The organism is Streptomyces globisporus C-1027, assembly GCF_000261345.2.
In the GTDB taxonomy this organism is placed as follows: domain Bacteria; phylum Actinomycetota; class Actinomycetes; order Streptomycetales; family Streptomycetaceae; genus Streptomyces; species Streptomyces pakalii.
On sequence record NZ_CP013738.1, the window covers coordinates 2,282,227 to 2,304,159 of the forward strand.

A 21,933-nucleotide genomic window follows, 5' to 3' on the forward strand; every position below is an offset into this window, starting at 1 on the left:
ACGGTCAGTCTTCGTGGATCTCGTCGTGCAGGCGGGCCGACGACCGCCGCCCGCCGCCGGTCCCGTCGTCCAGGGCCGAGCCGAAGGCCCGGTCCCAGTCGATGTCGATTCCTCTGATGCCCGTGGCCCGGCCCGTGGTCCGGGTCAGCGGCTCGAAGACGTCCATCACCTTGCGGGCCATCTCCGCGCGGCCCTCCTGCACCGCCTCCATGATCGAGGCGGCCAACTGGGGGCCCGTCATGGACCGGTGCCGGTTGTCGGGGAACTTCAGCCCCGTCAGCTCGCCCTGGGGGCCGACCGTCACCTCCACCGCGCGGTCCCGCGACCGGGCCGTCGTGGAGGACTGGCCGAGTTCGCCCTCGGCACGTGCCACGGCCTCCTGCACAGCCGTGAGCTCGGCCATGGCCTCGGCCAGCTTCTTCTCCATCGAGTCGCTCAACAGTCGCCCTTTCACCTGCGCGTACACCATTCTGTCGTACGCATGTGCGTGCTATGAACTCCCCCCGTGCCGGGGCGGCTTCCGAGACGGCAGAGGCCGTCTCCCACCGCCCCGCACGGGCTCCGGCCGCGACCGGGGCACCGCTCCTAGCGTCCGATCACCGCCGGTGCGCCGCCTTCGTCGGTACCCCAGACGTCGTCGTCCTCCGGCACCCAGGAGTCCCGGGTCCGCTCGCCGCTCTGGGTCGCGGTCTGGCCGGGCGCGCCGCCCCCGCCCGGGGCACCGCCGGCCATCGGCGGGAGGAAGGGCGAACTGCCCGCGGTGGGGCCGCCGGCCGCCACCCGCACCTCGTCGTCGGCGTAGCGACCGCCCGAGCCGGGTGCGGCGGCGCCGGGTCGCGCACGGCGGTTCCGGGAGACCGATCCGTCGATGACGTTGCGGACGCGCTCACCGGAGTCGTTCTGGCCTCCGCCACCGCCCATCCCCCCGCCCATCCCGCCACCCATGCCGCCGCCCATACCGCCGCCCATCGGGGCTCCGCCCATCGGTGCGCCGCTGCCGCCCTCGCCCCCGCCGTAACTGCTCGGGCCGGGGAAGGGCCCGCTGTTCAGGAACGGGCGGTTGTGACTCGGTGCGTTCGAGCCACCGGACGCCCCGTTGCCCGCCAGGGGCGACTCGTAGGGCTGGTCGTCGAACAGCTCCTCCTCGTAGGAGATCGGGTCGTACGAGGGGGGCGTGTGGCCGGAGAGGCCGTCGCCGAAGGAACCGGGGTTGTTGAGGGAGCCGTTGTTGAGCTGGCCGGATTCGAAGCGGGAGGGGCCGGACTCGTCCAGGTAGCCGGAGACGGTCGAGCCGTCGGGCCGCGTGACGGTGGTGGTGCCGGTGTCCGGGTTGATCGTCTGGGTGGAGCCGTCCGGGAACTCCGTGACCACATTGCCGCCGGGGTCCAGGTGCGTGACGCTGCCCCCGGGGTTGGACAGCAGGTCACCCGGGTTGAGCGGACCGGAGATGACGGAGCCGTCGGGCCGGGTGATGGTCGAGGAGTGGGTGTCCGGGTCGATCGTGACCTTGGAACCGTCGGGGTACTCGGTGACCACGCGGCCGTCCGCGTCGAGCCGCGACTCACCACCGCCGGGGAGTTCGAGCGGGCCGTCGTTGACCGGGCCGGTGATGGGGGTGGACGACAGGTCGGGGATGTCTCCGTTGCCGAAGAGGTCGCGCCGGGAGCTGTCGAGCCTGGACTCCGCTTCCTTCTGCCGGGCCTCCTGCTCGGACCGGACTTCCTCCTGCTTGGCCTCGGCCTCCTTCTGCCGGGCCTCCTGCTCGGCGCGGACCTCGTCCTGCTTGGCCTCCTGCTCCTCGCGGAGCCGGTCCTGCTTGGCTTCCTGCTCCTCGCGGATGCGGTCCTGCTTCTGCTCGGCCTCGGCCTGCCTCTGCTCCGCTTCCTTCCGCATGGCCTCCTGCTCGGCCTTCGCCTCGGCCTCCTTGGCCTCCTGCTTGGCCTCCTGCTCCGCCTGCTTCTGCTCCGCCTTCGCCTCGGCTTCGGCCTGCTTCTGCTCCTGCTCGGCCTGCTGCTGCTCCTGGCGCTCCTCCTGCTCGGTGCGGATGCGGTCCTGCTTCTGCTCGGCCTCGGCCTGCTTCTGCTCCGCCTCCTTCTCCTTGGCCTCCTGTTCGGCCTTCGCCTCGGCCTCCTTGGCCTCCTGCTTGGCCTCCTGTTCGGCCTGCTTCTGCTCGGCCTCCTTCTCCTTGGCCTCCTGTTCGGCCTTGGCCTCGGCCTCCTTGGCCTCCTGTTCGGCCCTGGCCTGGGCCTCCTTGGCCTCCTGCTCCTTCTTCGCCTCCTCCTGCTGGGTCTTCGCCTGGTTCATCTGCATCATCTGCATGTTCTCCGCACGAGCCTGGGCCTCGGCCTGCTTGGCCTCCTGCTCCTTGCGGACCTGCTCCTGCTTGGCCTCCTGCTCGGCCCGGAGCTGTTCCTGCTTGGCCTCCTGTTCGGCCTGCTTCTGCTCCGCCTCCTTCTCCTTGGCCTCCTGCTCGGCCTTGGCCTCCGCCTCCTTGGCCTCCGCCTTGGCCTCCTGCTCGGCCGCCTTGGCCTCGGCTTCCTTCTCCTTGGCCTCCTGCTCGGCCTTGGCCTCCGCCTCCTTGGCGGCCGCCTTCGCCTCGGCCTCCGCCTCCTTGGCCTCGGCCTCCGCCTTGGCTTCCTTCTCCTTGCGCTCGGCTTCCGCCTTGGCCTCGGCCTCCTTGCGCTCCGCCTCAGCCTTGGCCGCGGCCTCCTTGGCCTCGGCCTCCGCCTTCTCCTTCTCCCGCTCCGCCTCGGCCTTGGCGGCCTGGTCCTTCTGCCACTGGATGAACTCTTCCTGCTTCCGGGCGGCTTCCTCGGCTTCCGCCTTGGCCGCGGCCGCGTCCGCCTCCGCCTTCTCCTCGGCGAGCTCGGCCTTCTCCTCCTTGTACTCGGACTCCAGCGTGTCGCTGGTCCCCCGCGACTTGATCGATCCGAAGTCCAGCTCTTTGTTGCTCCAGCTGTCGCGCACCTTCGTCATGGCCGCGACCGCCGCCTTGTCGAGGTTGTCCTCGACGGTCTGCTTCCACATGAGGAGGGCCTTGTTGCCGACCTCCACCCAGGTGCTGAGCTCTTTGAGCTCGCCGAAGTCCTTGGGCTCGACGGTCAGCCCCATGTCGCCCGTGCCGGTGATCTTCTCGATCTTCGCCCGGTTGCTGAACTCATCTTCAGAGATGTAGTTCGTCGTGGTGGTGTAGCCGCCGCCGTACGACCCGTGGGTCTCGATCTCGTAGGTGATCTTCGTGATGTTGTTGTCCCAGACGTACTCCATGATCGCGGAGAGCAGGGTGTGCAGCACCACGAGCGGATTGCCGTACTTCCACTGCCAGTCCTTCCAGACCCCGTGGAGGTCGCTGACCGCTTCCTGGAAGGCTTCCTGCGCGTCCCGGATCTCGTTGCCCTGCTTGGACTTCGTGCCTCCGGCGGGCAGCATGTCGTCGGCGTAGTCCGAGTACTGCTTGTTGATCTTGTTGATGAGGTCCCAGAAGACACCGGCGGCCTTGCCCCGCCACGCCTCGTCCTTCTCCTTACCCAGCCGGCTCTGCCACTCCTCCACGATCTTCTGCTGGGACGAGAAGAAGTTGGCGACCCGGTCGAACGCCGCGGCGACGGTTTCGAAGTTGGCGGGGGTCACCGAGTCAGGGTCGTCCACCGGCTTGCCGTTGAAGCTGAAGCCGTAGGTGCCCTCCGTGGAGTTGAAGATCAACTCCTCCAGGGCGAGCCCAGTACCGTAGGCGTAGCGCGCGGTGGGCGTGGTGTCCCACGTCGGCTTGCCGTCCATCCCCAGGTGACCGTCGATGGAGCTGGAGAACTGCCCGCCCTCCTGCCACCCCTGGCTGGGTATCCGCCCGTCCCCCTTGCTGCCGAGCAGGGTGATGCGCGCCCGGTACATCGACACGTCGGAGCCCGGCCCGCCCTTGGCGTGGTAGAAGGGGATGACGAAGTCGGTGTTCTTGATGTCGGAACCGGCGTTTTCGTACAGCCAGTTCATGTCCTCGGGGTCGACGTAGTCCACATAGCCGACGTCGGAGATCTCCACCTTCATCAAGGGGATGCCCTCGTTGCCGACGAGCGAGTCGAACAGGTCGTTCCGGTTCGGCGCCTTGAAACCCGTGAAGAAGCTGACCGCCTCGGCCCACTTGTCGTTGGTACCGCCGCCGAGGTCTTCGACGACCTTGCTGGAATCGAGCGCCATGCCGGAAAGCCTTTTCGTCGGGGGGAGACACGGGGGACGGGAGGGTCGGGGTGCGGTCCGCCGGACCGCGGGCGTGCGGAGGAGCGCCGGCCGGGGCTACCGGCCGCCCTCGACGAAGGTCAGTCGTCCTCGTCGTCGCCCGAGCCGCCGCCGGCGGATTCGGAGAGCACCTCGTCCACGCCCTCGAAGAAGTCGATCATGTCCTTGCCGTCGATCTTCTCCAGGTTGCCGTCCTGGGTCTTGAAGAGCTCCTCGATGGTGTCCTCCAGGTCCTCCTCGATCTGCTCGAAGAGTTCGATCTGGAGCTTGAGGATGTCGTCGAGCTGATCGACCAGCCCGTTCAGGCACTTGACCAGGTAGCCGCCGTTGGTACGGCCGTTCTCGTCGGCCGCCATCGTCCCGATGGCGAGCGGCTTGTTCTGGCCGTCGAAGAAGCCCGCCGCCGTCGCGGACCCGTCCTCGCCTCCCTGCAGCGAGGGAATTGCGGGCACGGTCGTCCCGTCGGACGTGGTGCCGTCCTCCCGCATCTTCTTGATCTCCGCGAGGAACGGGACAAGGTCGTTGTCGAGGAAGCTCTGCAGCCATGCCTTGTTGAGATTGAGTGCGGGTGCTTCCGCCATGTCGCACTTCTCCAGTCTTCCGGGATGTCCAGGGACTCACAGGGCCGGTGCCTGTCCGCCGGCAGCCCAAGGGGGCCTCGGCGGACGGTGCAACCGCCCCGACTGCACCGGGCGGCCGTGCGCGCGAAGGAGCCACACGAACGGCCGCCCGGGAGGGACCAAGGGCGTGCCGCCCCCGGGTCAGCTGCCGATGCGCACGCTCTCCCAGAGGGACTTCAGGGAGTTCTCGCTGTACTTGTAGCTGCCCGAGACGTCGGTCAGCAGCGCCGAGTGCTCGGCGAGGATGCGCTTCATCTCTTCGACCGCGTTGTTCCACGAGGCCTGCTTCTCGGCGTACACGGCCTTGTCCTCACCTTCCCAGCTGCGCTGGAGCTCCTGGAGCTCGGCTTCCAGGTTGGTGAGGATGCTGTCGATCGCCTTGGTCTGCTGGACCATGTCGTCGGCGGCGTTCTCCATGTGGCCGTAGTCGACATAGATCTGGCCGTCGGTGAAGTCAAGCGGAGGGGTCATGGTCTTCCTCGTCTCGCGGCAGGTGCGTCAGGGTCAGTGATGTGGGGGGCCGGTCGCCCGTCAGGGTCCCGGTCAACGGAGGAGTGGTCAGCGGCCCGCGGTGGAGCCGGCGAGCGCGTTGAAGATCTCCTCGGAGCGGTTGAACGCCTGCTGGATCGAGTCGTTCGAGTTGTTCTGCTGGATGCCCTGCGCGCGCATGGTCTCCTCCAGCGTCGTGATCATGTCGCGGAGGTTGCTGGAGATGATCTCCGCCTGCTGGTCCCACCGGTCGAGCAGCTTCTGGAACGCGCCACCGTCGCTGCCGGCGTAGCCGGAGGCGAGGTTGTGCTTCATGTTCTCCACGTCCTGACGGCTGTTCTGCACACCGGTGAAGGCCATCTCCAGTGCGGTGACACCGTTCTGGGTGGATGAAGCCAGTGACTGCTGTGCGCCCGTACCTGCCATGTTGCTGCGCCTCCTGATGTGTCGCGCCGCCGGATTCCGGTTCCCGCGCGGCGCGTGCCTGGCCGGACGCGGCCGGAAGACCGGCGTCCGAATGGTCTGGACGAACGGAGCCTAAAGAAGGGCGCGTTGAGGATTCAATGGCTTGCGTCATCTTCTCGGCCCCGACCCCGCTTTTGGGGTGATTCGCGAAGGAGATTTGATGGGGATCTGAGGTTCGCCCCTTGCGGAATCACTTTCCGAATGGATCTGTTTCCCCGCGCCCGAGCGGGCAATGCCCGCCGTGGGAAACGGTATGGGCAGATCCCTTCGAGGAAGAGGACGGTGGATCACCTCCTCCGGTTGTCACGACGCACGCCTTTATCAGACGCGTCACGAGAAATTCACCTCCCTCGGTACAACCATCCGTCGGTCCCTCAGGTCCGCGCGCAGCGCGGGGTCGTGTTCGTGTTCCGGCCCAGGGCCGCGGCCTCCTTGGTGAGGTCCGGCCCGGTCGGCAGCATGGCCAGCAGCGGCGCCGGCAGGCCTCGGGCCTGGCCCTCGCTGTAGCCGAGGGCGGCGAGGCCGTCTGCGGTGCCGACCCGGTACTTCATCCCGGTGTCGGTCACCAGGTAGACGGTGGTGCCGACCGTGCTCCCGCTCGCCCCGAGCGCCCGCACCAGGGTTCCGCCGCCCGGCCGCACGCTGATCGTGCCGACCGGCATGCAGGCCGGGGTGAGGCCCTCAGGCGGCGCCTGCGCGGCGGGCCCCAGGGAGCCCGTTCCGGTCAGCGCCACGCTGATGCGCGGTCCGCGCTCACTCGGCTGGACCCGGATGCATACAGTGCGGTCCTCGCCGAGGGCCACCACCTCCGGCGGCTCCGGGGGCAGGTTCGCCTCGTCCGCGCCGCCCTGGGCGCCGGGGGCCAGTCGGCCGCTCAGCGCGTCCGCGCCCAGCGTCACGACGTTCGCCGCGCCTCCCCCGTACACCTTCTCGCGGGTATCCGGGTCGCCGAGCACCAGCGCGGCCCCGGTCGCCGTGAGCGGTGTCAGGCCCTCCTGGCGCAGCAGGTAGTAGCGGTCGGCGGAGCCCGGGACGGTGACCCGGAAGACCTGGCCGATCCGGGACTCCCCGCCGCCGAGCGCGGGGCCCTTCCTGCCCTTGCCCGGGACGTTCGGCGGGCGCAGGTCGGGTCCCGAGGGCAGGGCGTTCAGGAAGGCGGCGGAGACGGGCAGCCGGGAGACGGAGGCGTAGCCGAGGGCCTCACGGGCGCGGGTGTCCTCGTCGATCAGCAGCTTGCTGCCGCGCCAGACCAGGTAGTCGGCCTTGTCCGGCCCCGTGACGAGCATGGCCTGGTCGGTGGGCAGGCCGGTGGCGTCCGCCGGCAGGCCCACCGCGACGGTGGTGCCGGTCCTTCCGGTTGCACTGCCCGAACAGACCTGCCAGGGGCCCGTGTCCAGGTCCGCGCTCCCGGGCAGGGCGTCCGGGGCGCCGCTGATACCGATGGGCGCCCCGTGCGGCGTACCGTCCAGGGACTTCGAGCCGACCGCCACCGCCTTCATGTCGGCGCCCGCGAGCAGCCGCGCCGACGCGTAGTTGCGCACCGGACGCAGCCGCCCGTCCAGGTACAGGTAGCGGGATCCGGTGTCCTTGTTGACGACGAGGGTTCCGGCGGCCCGCCAGGAGTCCTTGGTGCCGGGCTTGAGGAGGCCGAGGACGAAGGAGCCTGCCGAGAGCAGGACGGCTATCACGATGCCGATCACCACGCCCCGGTTGGTGCGCCCCTGCGGGCTCTCCGGGGCGTCGGGGTCGGCGCGGAGCATGCCGGAGGTCAGCCGGCCCATGACGAACATGTGGGCCTGGACCTGGTCGCGTTTCGACTGCACGGCAGCGGTTCTCCCTTCCGGTCAGCCGTTGATGGCCCGCAGGGCGCCGTACACGCCGAGCACCCACAGGGCGAGCGGGAGCACGGCGATCGCGAGGGCCGAGTGGAGCACTTCGCCCGCGCGGCCCCAGTACGGGACGAGTCGGCGGCCGGGCACGGTCCAGGCGGCGATGGCGACCGCCGCGGCAGCCGCGAGCAGCCCCGCGGCCGTGACCAGACGGCTCCCCGGGGAGGCGGCGGGGGCGGCGACCAGCACCAGCAGGAGCAGCCCGAAGACTCCCGGGACCACCAGGGACATGCGCTGCCAGATGTTGCCGAGGCCTCGGGCGTGCAGGACGAGCAGGAGACACAGCGCCACCGTCATGATGATCTCGGCCAGCTCGCGCTCCCGGGCCAGGACGGCCACGCACGCGGCGCCGACCAGGCCCACCGCTCCGTAGAGCGACGTCATCCAGCCGTCGGCGAGGATGGCGCGGGCCGAGACCGCGGACGCGGCGTGCGGCTCGATGCCCTCCTGCAACTGCTGGGCGTTGGTCGGCAGCGGGGGCATCCGCATCCCGGACATCCGGAAGGCGAGCGAGGGGACGAACGCCCCCAGGATCACCGCGAGGACGGCGAGGATCCCGGCGGCGTGCACCGGCGCCAGGTCGGTGGTGAGGAGCAGGACGGCGGCGATCGCGGCGAACAGCGAGACGACGGCGACGCTCAGGAAGAGGGCGGCGAAGGCGGCCACGACGGCGAGCGCGAGGACCGCCCCGCCGGCCATCGCCGCACTGGCCGCGAGGAGCCGGGCCCCCAGGGTCTCGTAGGCGTGCGGCCCGCCGAGTTCCCCGCCGGGCAGCAGCCAGCCGGCCAGCGCCAGGTAGGGCCCGACCATGAAGCCGAGCGCGGCTCCGGCGCCCGCGTCCCCGACCGCCCTGCTCGCCGCGCCCGCACCCGCGAGCAGGAGGAGGCCGGCCGCGGTGGCGAAGACGGACCGGGACAGCGAGGAGCCGCCGGGCCAGGCGATCACCAGAACGCCGCCGGCGAGGATCGCGACAACGATGCCGAGGAGCACCCAGCGGCTCACCTTGGGGGTCCAGCCGAAGGGGTGGTCGCGCATCGTGGTGGCGATGCCGTCGACCAGGTCGTCGAGGTGCACCTCGGGCAGGGCCTCGGCCCGCGGCCGGAGGTAGAGGGTGTCGCCGTCCCGCAGCCCGTAGGAGTCGAGGGTGAGTTCCTCGTCCAGGGGCTCGCCGCCGAGCCGCTGGAGGACCCAGCCGCCGTGGTCGATACCGGCCTCTTCGAGGTTGTCGCCCGCGTAGCCGAGCACGGCGGGCAGCAGGTCCGCCACGGGGACGTCGGCGGGCACGGCGAGATCGATGCTCTTGGCAGGAGCTCGTACCGTCAGACGGCACAGCTCGGCCACCTGAGTGTCAGTCATCGGGATGGCTCACGCTTCTCCGGTTACGGCTGAGAACGGGCGGGGGAACAGGGGCCGGCGGACCGGTGAACACCCTGCTTCGGTGGGGGGTTCCAAACCGTGTGATGGCGACGGTTGTTGACGACCGATACGGCGATCGTAATATCAGCGGCCTAGTCTGGACCACGTGGCCCGCGCCACGGAATACGAAACGGCCCTCCGCGTCCGGCGAATTGCGGCGCGGTCGGCCGCACGGGCACGAAGGGCGGTTCGGCATGCGGGGTTTCGGCCGGGGAATAGCTCCGCGTCTGCCCGTCCGGCCCCGAAATCCGTTCCGTGTGCGCCCGTCCGGGCAGGGGAAAGGCTCCACAGGCGCCCGTTCGGCCGGGAAGCGCTTCCGTTTGCGCTCTTCCGGCCGGGCGAACGGCCGCGCGGGCCCTGCCCCGAAGCCATGATGTAGCAGAACTGTGACATGACCGTCCGGCCCCCTCCCGCCCACCGCGGAAGCCCCGGGCGGGCTTTCTGCTCCGGCCGGGGCGCGGCGTAGGGTGCGTGCACGGCGAAGGCCTGTCCGCGTCCCGGCCCCCGGTCGACGGCGGGCGGCGTGCCCTGCGACGCCGCTGCGCCCGCTCTCCCCCCATGCCCCTGAAGGAGACGGTTCCTTGAGTGTGACCCTGTTCCGCCGTCCGGCCCGACGCCGCGGCCCGGAGATGCCCGACGGCGAGCTGAACCTCCAGGAGCCACCGGTCCTCCCCGAGACGGTGCCCGACACCTCCGCCGTGTGGACGTACCTGCCGATGGCGCTGATGTCGGTCTCGATGATGTTCATGTTCATGCGTCCCGGTATGACGCGGGGCTCCGGCGGCTTCATCTACATCGCCCTGGGGCTGATGGTGCTCGGCGCCGCGGCGATGTTCATCGGCCAGTTCATGCGCCGGGCGGCGGAGCGCAAGCAGAAGCTCAAGGGCGAGCGCCGGGACTATCTGCGCTATCTCACCCAGATCCGGCGCAAGGTGCGCGGCGCGGTCGTGGACCAGCAACTGGCGCTGGCATGGCGGCACCCGGAGCCCGCCGCGCTGTGGTCGCTGACCGGCACCACCCGGCTGTGGGAGCGGCGCCCCCGGGACGAGGACTTCGGCGAGATCCGGATGGCCGTCGGCGAGCAGAAGCTGGGCCTGAAGCTGGCGTCGAACTCGACCAACCCCGTGGAGGACCTGGAGCCGCTCAGCGCCCACGCGCTGCGCAGCTTCATCCGCGCCTACTCGACGGTTCCGGACCAGCCCATCGCGATCTACCTGCGCGCCTGGGCCCGTGTGCTGTTCCAGGGGGACGAGGAGCGGATACGTTCCCTGGTGCGGGCGCTGCTCGGTCAGTTGGCCACCTTCCACTCGCCGGACGACGTGTGGATCACGTTCTGCGTCTCCGACGAGCGGCGCGCGGACTGGGAGTGGACGAAGTGGCTCCCCCACAGCCTCCACCCGCACGACACCGACGGCGCGGGCCCGACCCGGATGACGGTCTCCGCCTGGGGTGAGCTGGAGAATCTGCTCGGCGCCGAGTTCATGGAGCGGCCGCAGTTCGACCCGGACGCGGTGCCCGGACGCGAGGAGCCGTTCACCGTGATCGTCGTGGACGGCGGGGTCATCCCGGCAGGCCACCGGCTCGACGGTCCCGGCTTCCGCAACACGGTCGTCCTGGACCTCAGCGGCGCACTCTCCTGGCGCCCGGGCCGCATCACGCTGCGCTTCACGGTCGACGAGGACGAACTCGGCCTGGTGCGCACCGACCGCGAGCGCAAGGAGCAGGTCACCCGGCTCGGCCGGCCCGACACCTTCGGGCTGACGGGCGCAGTCTCGCTCGCGCGGCGGCTCGCGCCGTACCGCATGGGCCTGGGTTCGGCGTCGGACTCCTCGGAGCCGCTCTCCGCAAACGTCGAACTGACCACACTGCTGGGCATACCCGACCTGCACCGCCACGACCCGAACACCCTGTGGCAGCAGCACACCGGCCCCAACCGGCTCAAGGTGCCGATCGCGGTCGGCGCGGACGGCGAGCCGGTCGAGCTGGACATCAAGGAGTCCGCCCAGGGCGGCACCGGACCGCACGGCATGCTGATCGGAGCCACCGGCTCCGGCAAGAGCGAGCTGCTGCGCACCCTGGTCCTCTCGCTCGCCCTGACGAACTCCTCGGAGACCCTCAACTTCGTCCTGGTCGACTTCAAGGGCGGCGCCACCTTCCTGGGTCTTGAGGACCTCCCGCACACCTCCGCCGTCATCACCAACCTGGCGGGCGAGGCGGCGCTGGTCGGCCGTATGCAGGACGCCCTGCACGGCGAGCTGATGCGCCGGCAGGAGCTGCTGCGCTCGGCGGGCAACTACACCTCCGCGCTGGACTACGAGAAGGCCCGCGCATCGGGCGTCCCGCTGGAGCCCATGCCGAGCCTGTTCGTCGTCGTCGACGAGTTCAGTGAGCTGCTGGCGGCGCACCGCGAGTTCATGGAGCTGTTCGTGATGATCGGCCGTCTCGGCCGGTCCCTCGGCGTGCACCTGCTGCTCGCCTCGCAGCGCCTGGACGAGGGCCGCATGCACCAGTTGGAGAGCCACCTCTCCTACCGGGTCGGTCTGCGGACGTTCTCCGCGATGGAGAGCCGCGGCGTGCTCGGTGTGCCCGACGCCTACCAGTTGCCGTCGGCCCCCGGCAGCGGCTTCCTCAAGTCGGGCGTGGAGGCGCTGACCCGGTTCCGCGCCGCCTACGTCTCCGGCCCCTACCAGCAGCGCCGGGGCAGCGCGAACCAGGCGCGGGTGGCCAGCCAGACCGTGCCGTGGACCAGCAGTTACGTCGTACCGCGCCAGCTCCCCGACACCCCGGAACCCGAGCCCGAGCAGCACGAGGAGACCGGCGAGACCCTGCTCTCCGTGGCCGTGGACCGGCTGCTGACCGCAGGCCCGCCGGCCCACCAGGTGTGGCTGCCGCCGCTGGACCTCCCCGCCACGCTCGACCAGGTGCTGCCGCCGCTCACCCCGCACCCCGAGTACGGGCTGACGACCGACGCGTCGCATCGCGGGCGGCTCACCATCCCGCTCGGCATCATCGACCGCCCCTTCGACCAGCTGCGCGACCTGCTGACCGTCGATCTCTCGGGCGGGGGCGGACACATCGCCATCGCGGGCGGCCCGCAGAGCGGCAAGAGCACGATGGTGCGGACGATCATCACCGCGCTGGCGCTCACCCACACCCCGCGCGAGGTCCAGTTCTACTGCCTCGACTTCGGCGGCGGCGCGCTCGCCGGGCTGGCCGGGCTGCCGCACGTCAGCGGGGTCGCGGCACGCCTGGACGCCGAGCGGGTGGGCCGTACGATCTCCGAGGTCACGACCCTGCTGGCGGAACGCGAGCGGTTCTTCCTGGACAACGGCATCGACTCGATGGCGACGTTCCGCCGCCGGCTGGCCGCCGGGGAGTTCCCGGAGCACCGGCACGGCGACGTGTTCCTGGTGATCGACGGCTGGTCGACGGTGCGCCAGGACTTCGACCGGTACATCCAGACGTTCGGCGCGATCGCCGCGCGCGGTCTGAACTACGGCATCCACCTGATCGTCACCACCGCCCGCTGGGTGGAGGTGACCTCCGCGATCCGGGACCAGGCGGCGACCCACCTGGAGCTGCGGATGGGTGACCCGATGGACTCCGAGATCGACAACCGGCGCGCCGCGACCGTGCCCCGGCTCCCTGGGCGCGGCCTGACCCGGGACGCCAAGCTGCACTACCTCACGGCGCTGCCGCGCATCGACGGCGTCGAGTCCGCCGACGACCTCTCCGACGGGGTGGCCGGTCTGGTGGCGGCGGTCCGCGAGAGCTGGCAGGGCCCGCCCGCACCGCAGGTACGGATGCTGCCGACCCGGCTCAAGCTGTCGGAACTCCCGGCCCCGAAGGGCGACTTCAAGATGCCCATCGGCCTGGAGGAGGAGCGCCTGTCGACCGTGTGGCACGACTTCTCCGAGACCCCCCACATGATCGTGGTCGGGGACACGGAGAGCGGCAAGACCAACATGCTGCGGATGACGGCGAAGGCCATCATGGACCGGTACACCCCGGCCGAGGCGCGGATCATGGTCGTGGACTACCGCCGCGCGCTGGTGGAGGCGATCCCCGACGAGTACCGGCTCGGCCACGCGGTGGCGATGGACGCCCTCAAGGAGCTGATCGGCGGCGCGGCGCGGGCGGTCGCGGCGCGCGTCCCGGGTCCGGAGATCACCCCGGCCCGGATGCGTACCTGCGACTGGTGGGACGGGCCGCGGCTGTTCATCCTCGTGGACGACTACGACATGCTCGGCACCAGTGCGATGAACGCGCCGTTCGACCCGCTGCTGAACCACCTCGCGCTCGGCTACGAGGTCGGCCTGCACCTGGTCGTCGCCCGCTCCGCCGCCGGTGCGGGCCGCGGTCTGGGCGAGCCCATGCTGCGGCGCATGCAGGAGGTCAACACCCCGACGCTGCTGCTGTCGTGCCCGCCGTCGGAGGGCTTCATCCTGGGCAGTGTCAAGGGCCGCAACCTGCCGCCGGGCCGGGGCACGCGGGTGACGCGCCGCAAGCAGATCCAGGTGCAGACGGCCGTGCTGGAGGACGAGAAGTCCTGAGCCGCGGGCCCCACGGGTCTCCCCGGTCCGATGGCAGGACGGGGAGACCGGGACCTGGGCCTCACCCGGCCTTCAGCGGCGTCCCGGGGGGTGCTGAACCGCTCCGCCCACGCGGCACGGCCCAGCACCCCCCGAGCGCCGTCAGCTCCCCGCAGGACGCCAGTTGCGGGCCCGCCCGCGCGGGATCACCACCGCGCCCGCGGCGACCAGCAGCACCACGCCGCCGCCCACGCCCGCCGCGATCAGCGCGCGGGTACGGGGCTCCGCCGCGGGCGGCGGCGGGACCTCGGCCCGCTCGGTCCGGGGCACCGCCCCCTTCTCGTCCGTCAGGACGGCCGTCAGGGCCGCGTACGGGTCCAGGCGCGGCGGGCTCGCCGGGTAGGCCGCCTCGGTCAGGCGGCGTTCCGTGCCGGCCGCCGACAGCTTCGGGTGGCGCGCTCGTACCTGCGCCGCCGCCCCCGCGACGTGCGCGGCGGCGAACGAGGCCCCGTAGCCGATGAAGTGCCCCGAGCCCTCGGGGCCGATGCTCACCACCGCGTCCCCGGGCGCGGCCAGGTCCGCCCCGCCCACCACGGGCGCGTTGGCGGGGCGCTGCCCGTCCGGGCCGTAGTCCGTGACACCGATCGCCCCCGGGGCGGCGGCGGGCCAGTACCAGGCGGCGGGCTTCGCGTCCCTCGGCAGCGCGTCCGGAGCGAGGGGGGCGACGACCAGGGCGTCCTTCTCGCTCGCGTACGCGACGGCCTTGGTCAGCTCCGCCTTGCCTGCGGCCAGGGCGGCGGCGACGTAGATGACGGAGGCGCCCTCGTCGGCCGCCGTGCGGATGCCGGCGGCGACCTGGGCGACCGTGGACCCGCCGCGCTCGTCCGCGCCCCGTACGGCCAGGATGCGGGCCTCAGGGGCCAGTCCGGCCGGTCCGCCGGCCGCGCCCGGAGTTGCCGCGATCAGGCCGGCCGCGAAGGTGCCGTGCCCGACGCAGTCCTTGCCCGCGTCCCCCATCGCGGTGACCCGGCCGGCGAGCGCCGGGGCCGACTCCCCGACCCCCGTGTCCACGACGGCGACGGTCTGCCCGGCACCCTGGGAGAGCGGCCTCGCGCGGGCCGCCCCGAGCGCGCCCATGGTCCAGGGCTCGGACCGGGCCTTCACTTCGGAGGCCTCGACGCAGGTGTCGTCCTCCGCCAGTACGGAACGTACGACGGGGAGTCCCACGGAATCGGCCGCGGCGGGCGTGGTGCCCGAGGCGACCAGCACGGTCGGGAGCACGGTGAGCGACAGGGCGGCGGCGACGGCCGTGGCCCGGGGGCGGCGGCGAAATCCGGCAGGGGGCATGGCGCGCATGATAGGCCGAACGGATGACGGTACGCCGCACGGGATGCGGCACCCGCTTCCCGGTTCCGGCCTGAACTGTCCTGTCCCACCTGGAACATCGCGGTGCCGGTCCCGTAGCCTTCCTCGCGTGCGCACAGCTGCGCGGCCCCGATGCGATCCGGTTTCCTTCCGGGCCGGCGGGAGAAGCAGTCACCTCCTTCCGGTCCCCGGCGGGAGAGGCGGGCAGCGGCACCACAAGGAGGAGGATCGGGCGTGTCACGGCAATTGCTCAGGGTCGGGTCGGACCAACCGGACAGCTTCCGGACGATCGGTGAAGCCCTGGACAAGGCACGCACGGGTGCGGTGATCCGGGTGAGCCCCGGCCGCTACCCGGAGAACCTGACGGTGCGGACGCGGGTCACCATCGTCGCGGACGGGGAGCCGGGCAGTGCCGAGATCTGCCCGCGCCGGGGCACCGCCGTCATCCTGGTCGCCGACGCCGTCATGCTCACCGACCTCACCCTGCGCGGCGGGAGCGAGGACCTGCCGGTGGTCGACGCCCCGCGCGGCCAGGTGGCGATGGACGGATGCACGATCGTCGGCTCCGGCTGGACGGCCGTGCTGGCCCGGGAGTCGGGCTCGGTCGCCATGCGCGACTGCCGGGTCAGCAACCCCAAGGGCGCCGGGATCGTGGACTCCGCCCCCACGGGCAGCGTCATAGCCGGCTGCCGCATATCGAACCTCGGAACCTCCGGCGTGGTCATCGGCGCGGAGGCCCGGACGACGGTCCGGGACTGCCGCATCCTCGACGCGCGGGCCAACGGCGTGCTGACCTCGGACGAGGCGCAGGGCCTGGTGGAGGACTGCGACATCTCCGGCACGGACAAGCCGTCCATCGCCCTGGAGGGCCGCAGCGGCACCCGGGTCCTGCGCACCACCGTGCACGACACCTCCGTCGGCGTCTACATCACCAGCTCCGCCCGCCCGTCCCTGGAGCGCGTCTCCGTCAGCGACACCTCCGGCCCCGGGATCATGCTGGCCGTGAGCGCCGACCCGGAGTTCCTCGACTGCCGGACCTCCCGCACCAAGGGCAGCGGCCTCGTGGTCAGCGAGCGCTCCCGGGGCACCTTCCAGCACTGCGAGTTCGACACCGCCGCCGCCCCGGCCGTCCGGGTGATCGACTCCAGCTCACCCACCCTGATCGGCTGCGCGGTGCGCGACTGCGCGGACGCGAACGGTGCCGTCCTGCTGGAGGAGGACTCGACGGCCGAGTTCGACGAACTGCTCGTCAGCGACGCGGCCGGGGTCGCCGTCCGCATCCGCACCGGGGCCGACCCGCTGCTGCGTCGCGTCCGGATCACCTCGCCGGGTGGCAACGGTGTCGAGGTGGCGGAGGACGGGCGCGGCCGTCTTGAGCACTGCGAGATCGACCGCGCGGGAGGATCGGCGGTACGGATCGCCTCGGGCGGCAACCCCGACATCCGCGACACGGTCATGAGAGCGGCCGAGGACACCACGATCTCCGTCGGCACGGAGGGGCGGGGGACCGTCCGGGACTGCGCCGTCGAGTTCGCGGCCGCGGGCGGCATCACGGTGGACAACGGCGGTGACCTCTCCGTCCTGCGGGTCCACATCACCGACTCCGGCGCCCACGGCGTCCTCCTCGCCAACGGCTCCCGCGCCACCCTCACCTCCTCGCAGGTCATCGGCAGCGTCGGCGACGGCATCCGGATCGACAGCGCGGAACCGGTCACCGTCGCCGACTGCACCGTCCGCGACAACCGCGGTGCGGGCCTGCGGCAGACCCGGATCAACGAACGCCTCACGATCGAGGGCCTCAACAGCGCCGGCAACGCGGCCCCGGACGCCTGGGGCGACACCCTTCCTCCGGACGTCGCGGGCGGCGGTCCCGACGCCGAGAAGAAGGGGCCCGAGGGTCCGCTGGAGGAGCTGGAGTCCCTCGTCGGCCTCGCCGAGGTCAAGAGCCAGGTGCGCAACCTGGTCAACCTGAACCAGCTCAACCAGCGCCGTGCCCAGCTCGGCATGCCCGTCGCCCAGGTCAGCCGCCACCTGGTCTTCTCCGGCCCTCCCGGCACCGGCAAGACGACGGTCGCCAGGCTGTACGGCGGCATCCTGGCCGATCTCGGCGTCCTCAGGTCGGGGCACCTCGTGGAGGTCTCCCGCGCCGACCTGGTCGCGCAGGTGATCGGCGGCACGGCCATCAAGACCACCGAGGCGTTCAACGAGGCTTTGGGCGGGGTGCTGTTCATCGACGAGGCGTACACCCTGCTCTCCGACAGCAAGGGCTCCGGCGCCGACTTCGGCCGCGAGGCGGTCGACACGCTGCTGAAGCTGATGGAGGACCACCGCGACGACGTCGCCGTGATCGCCGCCGGGTACACCGGCGAGATGGAGAGCTTCCTCTCCTCCAACCCGGGTCTGGCTTCCCGGTTCACCCGGACCATCGACTTCGCCAACTACTCGGTGGACGAGCTGGTGACCATCACCGAGAACATGTGCCTGGGCCACCGCTACGAGCTGGCCGCAGAGACCCGGGAGGCCCTCGCCCGGCACTACGAGCGCATGCCGCGCGACGCCACGTTCGGCAACGGGCGCGCGGCACGCCGGGTGTTCGAGGAGATGGTGGACCGCCAGGCCTCCCGGTTCGCCTCGATGAAGAATCCCGCCGAGAGCGACCTGGCCCTCCTCCTGCCCGAGGACGTCGCACCCGACACGGGCGCACCGGCGGACGACGGCCCGGGCTCCGAGGAACTCCTCGCCCAGCTGCACTCCATGATCGGCCTCACAGCGGTGAAGAACGAGGTGACCGCGCTGGTCAACCTCCTCACCGCGACGAAGCAGCGCAAGGCCGCCGGACTCCCCACCCCGAAGATCAGCAACCACCTCATCTTCTCCGGGCCGCCCGGTACGGGCAAGACCACCATCGCGCGGCTGTACGCGGACCTGCTGCGCTCCCTCGGAGTGCTGCCCAAGGGCCAGTTGGTCGAGGTGGCGCGCGCCGACCTGGTCGGCCGCTACGTGGGTCACACCGCGCAGTTGACCAAGGACGCCTTCGAACGCGCCATGGGCGGTGTGCTGTTCGTCGACGAGGCGTACACGCTCACGCCGGAGGGCGCGACCTCCGACTTCGGCCGGGAGGCGGTCGACACACTGCTGAAGCTGATGGAGGACCACCGCGACGAGGTCGTGGTCATCGCCGCCGGGTACACCCGCGAGATGCGCCGCTTCCTGGACTCCAACCCGGGCCTGGCCTCGCGGTTCTCGCGCACCGTGGAGTTCGAGAGCTACTCCACGGACGACCTGTTGCAGATCCTCTCCCAGCAGGCCACCGGCTACGGCTACGACTGCTCCCCGGAGACGACCGCCGCGCTGTACGCCTACGTGGACTCCCTGCCGCGCGACCACGCCTTCGGCAACGCGCGGACGGCCCGCCAGATCCTGGAGGCGATGATGACGCGCCAGGCGGGCCGCCTCGGCGCGATGTCCGCCCCGAGCCTGGACGACCTGCGCCTGCTGCTCCCGGACGATCTGCCCCCGGAGGTGGCGGCGATGCAGCGATGACTTTCTCCCGGCCGTACGCCGCGGCCGAGGGGGAGGGCGTCGCCCCCCGCGTTCGCCGTGGGGTGCGCTGCTAGATTCGTCCGCCATGCGATCACGAGAGTACGACGTCGAATTCCGGGAACGGGCCGCCCGCATACGTAACTGGGGCGTGGGCCTGCTGGTCCTGGCGGGTCTGCTCTGGGGCTGGTGCGCCGTTCTGCTGATGACCGAGTACACGATCGAGACGCGCACCGGATTCGAGAAGGAGTGCGCGGCGCGGCTGTTCACGGACCGCGGCACCGCCAACGAGGGGGTGTACGCCGGGGATTACTGCGCGGACGAGCGCGACTGGCCCGAGGCCCTGGCCGTCCTCGGGCTCTCCATCCCCGTGGCACTCGTGGGAACCGCGCTGTTCACGACCGGCAGTGTGACCCGGCGGATGAGCTCGCACGCCCAGGCGATGCGCGAGCTGGACCGGCTGACGGAGAGGCGCGCGAAGGAGTCCGAGCAGTCCCAGGGGCGATCGGCGGGCTCCGGCACCCCTCCGGGAATTCGGTCGCGTCCCACGGGGTGAGCCGTTAGCTTCCCTCCGGACGCCGGGGTTCGCCGGGGGCTCGACGACGAGGGGGCTGCGTATGAGCGGCGAGGGTCCGCGGACCGACCGACTGGGCATTCTGCTGGAGCAGTTCGACCAGGCACGGGAGATGGCCGAGGTCCGGCTGCACGGGCTCGGCGACGAGGAGTACCTCTGGGAGCCCGCGCCCGGCAGCTGGTCGATCCGCCGCCGGGAGGAGGCGGTGACGCCCCGGGCGTACGGTCCCGGCGCCTGGGTCATCGACAAGGGGGCGCCGGAGATCCCGGCGAACGAGTACGCGGAGGTCGCCCGGCAGGCGGCGGACGGGATGTCCGTCGCGAAGATCGCCGAGGACTGGAGCGTGAGCGTCGAACGGGTCGAGGAGGTCCTCGCGTTCACCGGTGAGCCGGAGCCCGACGTCGTACCGGTCACCACCATCGCGTGGCGGCTGGGCCATCTGCACTCCGACTTCGAGGGCCGCTGGGAGTGGACCTTCGGCGAGCGGCGGCAGGACCCGCATCTGCTGGTCGACTTCACCCCGTCCGCCTCGCTCGCGCTGGAGCGGTTCTGGGCGACCCTCGACCGCCACCGCGCGAGCATCGGCGCGCTCACCGAGGAGCAGCTCGACACGGTCGGCCTCTCGCAGTACCCGTACGGCTCCGATCCGGACGACGCGTACATCGGCACGCTGGCCAACGGCAATCTGGAGCTCATCCACCACATGGCCGAGATCGCGCTCCTGCGCGACCTGTGGCGGGCCCGCCGGTAGCGGCAGTCCTCAGCCCGCCAGCTCCCAGACCAGCAGCTCCGCCGGGCCCGCCACCGCGACCGCCGCCAGGCCCCGGGCATCGGTGATCCGGGCGGCGTCGCCGGGGCCCAGCTCCTCGCCGTCGAGGCCGACGCGGCCCCGCACCACGTGCACGTACAGGCGCACCGCGTCCGGGACCGCCGTGCGTTCGTCCTCGGTCAGGCGGCGGACGTGGAGCATCGCGCCCGCGCCGGGCAGGGCGTACGGGGTGGAGTCGGCGATACCGGGCACCACCGTGTACGAGGGTTCGCCGCCCGGCTCCAGAGGGGCCAGCCACATCTGGAGGAAGGTCAACGGGTCGGTGCCGTCGTTGCGTTCGACGTGGCGGACCCCGGAGGCGGCGCTCAGATGGGCCACGTCCCCGGCCCGGACGACGGTGGAGTGGCCGGCCGAATCGCGGTGGGTCAGCTCGCCCTCGACGACCCAGGTGACGATCTCCGTATGGCTGTGCGGGTGCTCCTCGAACCCGGCGCCGGGGGCGAGGCGTTCCTCGTTGCAGGCCAGGATCGGGCCGAAGCGGAGGTTGTCCGGGTCGTAGAAGGGGCCGAAGGAGAGGGCGTGCCGGGTGTCGATCCCGGCGGCCTCGTCGCCGCCCCGGTAGCGGTCGTCGGACCGGTGCACGGATATCACCCGGCCACGGTAACCGGGGGCTCCGAGAGGTGTGCCGCTACCCGCCGGTACGGATCCGGTGACGGTAGCCCGGCAGCCCCGCCCGGTATTTCGCTACCCGCCGGTACGGAGCAGCGTCGCCCCGCCCCACCGATCCACCGGCCCGATAAGGCAGTCTTGTCCTCGTGCCCCGACCCGATCCTGAGCAGCCCCCCGCCCACGACGCCCACCTGCATGCCGCGACCCTGAAACGGCTGGAGCAGTCCTCCGGCCGGCTGGCCGCGAACGCGATTGCCCGCATGGACGAATCGCTGCCGTGGTACCGGGCGATGCCGCCGGAGAACCGGTCCTGGATCGGCCTGGTCGCCCAGGCCGGTATCGCCGCGTTCACCGAGTGGTTCCGGCATCCCGAGACCCCGCAGGCGATCTCGACCGATGTGTTCGGCACCGCCCCGCGCGAACTGACCCGGGCCATCACCCTGCGGCAGACCGTGGAGATGGTGCGGACCACGATCGAGGTCATGGAGGCCGCGATCGAGGAGGTGGCCGCCCCCGGCGACGAGTCGCTGCTGCGGGAGGCGCTGCTCGTCTACGCGCGCGAGATCGCCTTCGCCACCGCCCAGGTCTACGCCCAGGCCGCCGAGGCCCGGGGCGCCTGGGACGCCCGTCTTGAGTCGCTGGTGGTGAACGCGGTGCTCTCCGGCGAGGCCGACGAGGGTGCCGTGTCCCGCGCCGCCGCGCTCGGCTGGAACTCCCCCGAGCACGTCTGCGTCATCCTCGGCACCGCGCCCGACGGGGACAGCGAGCTCACCGTGGAGGCGATCCGGCGCGCCGCCCGGCACGCCAAGCTCCAGGTCCTCACCGGGGTTCTCGGCAACCGGCTCGTCGTCATCGCGGGCGGCAGCGACAATCCGCTCCAGGTCGCGAAGGGCCTGATCGGGCCGTACGCGGCCGGGCCGGTCGTCGCCGGCCCCGTCGTCCCCGACCTGCTGGCCGCGACCCGGTCCGCGCAGGCCGCGGCGGCCGGGCTGAAGGCGTGCTCGGCGTGGCAGGACGCGCCGCGCCCGGTCCTGGCGGACGATCTCCTCCCGGAGCGCGCGATGGCCGGAGACCCGGCCGCGCGGGACCAGTTGGTGGAGGAGATCTACAGACCGCTGGAGGAGGCCGGGTCGGCTCTCCTGGAAACGCTGAGTGTCTACCTGGAGCAGGCGAGCAGTCTGGAAGGCGCCGCCCGGATGCTTTTTGTGCACCCCAACACCGTGCGCTACCGGCTGCGACGTGTGACCGACGTCACCGGATGGTCACCCTCCGATGTGCGCTCCGCGTTCACGCTGCGGATCGCCCTGATCCTGGGGCGCTTGGCCGCAGCGGATCCTCAGTCCTAGACTTTTGTTGGACTTCAACAATTCCCCCG

The 21,933-nt window shown here is 71.5% G+C and carries 14 protein-coding genes; 5 read left to right on the forward strand and 9 right to left on the reverse strand.

Features of this window, described 5'->3' with window-relative positions; all coding sequences use genetic code 11:
• Positions 1 to 4: 4 nt before the first annotated feature.
• From WQO_RS09850 to eccD, 7 genes are all read right to left on the reverse strand, one after another.
• Positions 5 to 439: a YbaB/EbfC family nucleoid-associated protein gene (locus WQO_RS09850; RefSeq protein ID WP_010064398.1), complete on the reverse strand. Its 435-nt coding sequence runs from the start codon at positions 437 to 439 to the stop codon at positions 5 to 7.
• Positions 440 to 585: 146 nt separating this feature from the next.
• Complete coding sequence (locus WQO_RS09855) at positions 586 to 4,191, reverse strand: AAWKG family protein (RefSeq protein ID WP_058953936.1); 3,606 nt, start codon at positions 4,189 to 4,191, stop codon at positions 586 to 588.
• A 119-nt stretch (positions 4,192 to 4,310) separates the two neighbouring features.
• Entirely contained in the window at positions 4,311 to 4,811 is a 501-nt protein-coding gene (locus tag WQO_RS09860) for a type VII secretion system-associated protein (protein ID WP_010064395.1), read from the reverse strand.
• A gap of 180 nt (positions 4,812 to 4,991) precedes the next feature.
• Positions 4,992 to 5,321 carry a WXG100 family type VII secretion target gene (locus WQO_RS09865; protein ID WP_010064394.1) on the reverse strand — a complete coding sequence of 110 codons (330 nt, stop codon included), beginning with the start codon at positions 5,319 to 5,321 and terminating at the stop codon, positions 4,992 to 4,994.
• 87 nt (positions 5,322 to 5,408) lie between these two features.
• Entirely contained in the window at positions 5,409 to 5,765 is a 357-nt protein-coding gene (locus tag WQO_RS09870; protein WP_010064393.1) for a hypothetical protein, read from the reverse strand.
• 413 nt (positions 5,766 to 6,178) lie between these two features.
• Positions 6,179 to 7,627, reverse strand: a complete 1,449-nt coding sequence (gene eccB, locus WQO_RS09875; RefSeq protein WP_010064391.1) for a type VII secretion protein EccB — start codon at positions 7,625 to 7,627, stop codon at positions 6,179 to 6,181.
• Between the two features lie 21 nt (positions 7,628 to 7,648).
• On the reverse strand, positions 7,649 to 9,049 hold the full coding sequence (eccD, locus tag WQO_RS09880; protein WP_030801344.1) for a type VII secretion integral membrane protein EccD: 1,401 nt from the start codon (positions 9,047 to 9,049) through the stop codon (positions 7,649 to 7,651).
• A gap of 647 nt (positions 9,050 to 9,696) precedes the next feature.
• On the opposite strand from eccD, the gene eccCa reads away from it, so the two are divergent.
• A complete protein-coding gene (gene eccCa, locus WQO_RS09885; protein WP_073821285.1) occupies positions 9,697 to 13,662 on the forward strand; it encodes a type VII secretion protein EccCa in 3,966 nt (1,321 codons plus the stop codon).
• A gap of 141 nt (positions 13,663 to 13,803) precedes the next feature.
• On the opposite strand, the gene WQO_RS09890 is transcribed toward eccCa, so the two are convergent.
• The gene (locus tag WQO_RS09890; RefSeq protein WP_010064388.1) at positions 13,804 to 14,988 is read right to left on the reverse strand and encodes a S8 family serine peptidase; all 1,185 of its coding nucleotides are present in this window, start codon (positions 14,986 to 14,988) and stop codon (positions 13,804 to 13,806) included.
• 252 nt (positions 14,989 to 15,240) lie between these two features.
• Here WQO_RS09890 and WQO_RS09895 point away from each other — a divergent pair, with 252 nt between their 5' ends.
• From WQO_RS09895 to WQO_RS09905, 3 genes are all read left to right on the forward strand, one after another.
• Positions 15,241 to 18,549, forward strand: a complete 3,309-nt coding sequence (locus tag WQO_RS09895; protein ID WP_029182724.1) for a right-handed parallel beta-helix repeat-containing protein — start codon at positions 15,241 to 15,243, stop codon at positions 18,547 to 18,549.
• A gap of 85 nt (positions 18,550 to 18,634) precedes the next feature.
• On the forward strand, positions 18,635 to 19,102 hold the full coding sequence (locus WQO_RS09900; protein WP_050992372.1) for a hypothetical protein: 468 nt from the start codon (positions 18,635 to 18,637) through the stop codon (positions 19,100 to 19,102).
• Positions 19,103 to 19,163: 61 nt separating this feature from the next.
• Positions 19,164 to 19,871 carry a DinB family protein gene (locus WQO_RS09905; protein WP_010064384.1) on the forward strand — a complete coding sequence of 236 codons (708 nt, stop codon included), beginning with the start codon at positions 19,164 to 19,166 and terminating at the stop codon, positions 19,869 to 19,871.
• A gap of 9 nt (positions 19,872 to 19,880) precedes the next feature.
• Here the strand turns inward: WQO_RS09905 and WQO_RS09910 are convergent, their stop codons facing one another.
• Positions 19,881 to 20,540, reverse strand: a complete 660-nt coding sequence (locus WQO_RS09910) for a pirin family protein (protein WP_029182723.1) — start codon at positions 20,538 to 20,540, stop codon at positions 19,881 to 19,883.
• 164 nt (positions 20,541 to 20,704) lie between these two features.
• On the opposite strand from WQO_RS09910, the gene WQO_RS09915 reads away from it, so the two are divergent.
• Positions 20,705 to 21,904, forward strand: coding sequence for a PucR family transcriptional regulator (locus WQO_RS09915; protein ID WP_010064382.1), 1,200 nt, complete (start codon positions 20,705 to 20,707; stop codon positions 21,902 to 21,904).
• Positions 21,905 to 21,933: the final 29 nt, after the last annotated feature.